4 protein-coding genes are annotated in these 2,213 nt (G+C 26.5%); all 4 read right to left on the bottom strand.

What is annotated here, in order from left to right:
- Nucleotides 1-244: hypothetical protein (locus AC30RD_RS08635; RefSeq protein ID WP_489494098.1), on the bottom strand; the 244-nt coding region annotated here is incomplete at its 3' end.
- 70 nt (nucleotides 245-314) lie between these two features.
- Complete coding sequence (gene rfaQ / locus AC30RD_RS08640) at nucleotides 315-1,424, bottom strand: putative lipopolysaccharide heptosyltransferase III (RefSeq protein WP_489494099.1); 1,110 nt, start codon at nucleotides 1,422-1,424, stop codon at nucleotides 315-317.
- A 14-nt stretch (nucleotides 1,425-1,438) separates the two neighbouring features.
- Nucleotides 1,439-1,987, bottom strand: coding sequence for an acyltransferase (locus tag AC30RD_RS08645; RefSeq protein WP_489494100.1), 549 nt, complete (start codon nucleotides 1,985-1,987; stop codon nucleotides 1,439-1,441).
- A 3-nt stretch (nucleotides 1,988-1,990) separates the two neighbouring features.
- Nucleotides 1,991-2,213 (bottom strand): hypothetical protein (locus tag AC30RD_RS08650; RefSeq protein ID WP_489494101.1); only part of this gene is annotated, 223 nt, incomplete at its 5' end.

Raw genomic sequence — 2,213 nt, forward strand, 5'->3', positions numbered from 1 at the left:
TTATCAATGAAAAAATAAAAAATAGTAAAAATGACCAAAAAATTATATCTTTTTTCACTTCAATGTCATATTTATATATCAAAATAAAACCTAACAAAATTGTTAAATATGAAAATAACTGTTTTGCAGCTTCTGAAAGAGGCAGTGATAGGCAAAGCAGTGATAAAGAGATTAAAAAACTATAATATATTTTATTGTTTAATAGAAAACTATCTTTAGTATTTGCATCTATAGACAAACTCATAATTTCTCCTTAAAAATATTTCGGTGTTGGTGTTAGTGTTGGTGATGGTATTAAAAAATATTTACTAACACTAACACCAACACTCCAAATCAGTACTTTTAGTCAAAGGCATATTTACCAGCGTTTTGTTTATATAATAAATTACTTCTTCTGTTGCGATTGACATCAATGCGGTACTTATTTTTTCACCATTTTTATATATGATTTTATCATTTGGATGTTGAATAATAACATGTTTGCCATTAAATTGGGTTTGTTTGATTTTTTTATAATTTGAATATCCGAGTTCATTATCCCATGGTCCCCATATAGTCGGGTCTGTTGGACCAAAAAGTGCAATAACAGGTATATTTAAGGCTGATGCCATATGCATAGGTGCTGTATCAACTCCTAAATAAAAAATAGATTTTGATATAAGGGCTGCTAGCTCTTTTAAAGATATTTTTCCTGACAAATTTATAGGATTGCTTTTGCAATAAGATAGTATCTTATCTATTTTGCTTAACTCTTTTTTATCGGAAGAGGCTGTTATTATAACTTTTATTCTTTTTTCATTTTCAATATAGTCTATAACTTTTGCAAATTTTTTATCATCCCAGCATTTAAACATCCATCTCGAAACCGGATGTACTATAACAAAATTTTTTATATTGTTTGAATTTAATATATTTTCTATATTTTCTTTATCTTTTTTAGTGAAAAAGATTTCGATTTTCTTTTCATTGATAGGCAAATTTAATAATTTTAAAAACTGAAGATCTTTTTCAACAGTATGCAAATATGGATCGCAAGAGAGTTCTTTATTGTACGGTTTTAACAGTTTTAATAAATTGTTTTTTGATTTTACTCCATAGCGTTTTGAGGCTTTTGATAATAGAGCAATGATTGCTCCTCTATCTCCTTCCGTCAAGTTTATAACAATATCGTATCTGTTTCTGATAATATTTTTTGTAAATTTGTATTCATAAAAAAGTTTAGCAAATAGATTTTTGTTTTTTACTTTTCTATCATAAGAAAATATTTTATTAATGTTTGGATTGTTTTCAATCATCTCTTTTGTTTCTTTGTTTAAAACAAAATCGATTTGGGATTTGGGAAAAGATTTTTTCAAATTTTTAATAAGAGCGGTAGATAGTAAAACATCGCCTATATGTCTAAATTTAATGATTAAAATTTTCAAATATTTTCCTTTTTTCAAATCCAAACTTTTTTAGGTTTTGGATTTATATTTGGATTGGAAACACACCTGTTTTCTTTTATGAGTTTATCAGTGAGATTTTTATCTCTTTTTTTGATAATTTTAGCAGGATTTCCTCCAACTATAGAGTAGTCTTCTATATCTCTTGTAACAACACTGCCTGCTGCTATAACACATGCTTTTCCAATTGTAACGCCCGGAACTATTATTACATTTCTGCCTATCCAACAATACTCTTTTATTGTCACTTTTTTTCGAATCATTTTGTTATCATAAGGCAAAAAAGAAATTGTTTTTTCATTGTAATTGTGATTGGAAGTAATAATTGTAATTTTTGGTCCGATAATGGTGCAATCTTTAATTTCTATGCCGCCTGAGCCATCTAAATATGCTTCTTCGCTAATTTTGCAAAAATTGCCAATATAGATATTTTCCGGTTTTATATATTTTGAATTTAAATGAAAAAAATCGCTGTTTTTTCCTATAAATCCAAATTTTTTTCTGCTAAATTTTATGTATGTTAAGATTTTTTTGACTATACCCATTTTTTATTCCATAATCTTTTTTAAAAATTTATCAAATTTTTTGCTTCTGTTAAAATATGAGAATTTTTCTGCAATATTGTTCATTTCTTCTATTTTTTCATTTTGGTGTGGATCTTTTATAATCTCATAAATTTTTTTTGCAAATTTTTGAGGATCATTTTTAGATAAATATACCCCTTTATTTTTTGTGATGAGTCTTACAGATGGGTAATCAACCGCCAATACT

The organism is Nitrosophilus sp. (assembly GCF_982775275.1).

Excerpts from the sequence above, each read along its gene's own strand:
- AC30RD_RS08645 (WP_489494100.1), bottom strand. The coding sequence starts at position 1,987 with ATGGGTATAGTCAAAAAAATCTTAACATACATAAAATTTAGCAGAAAA.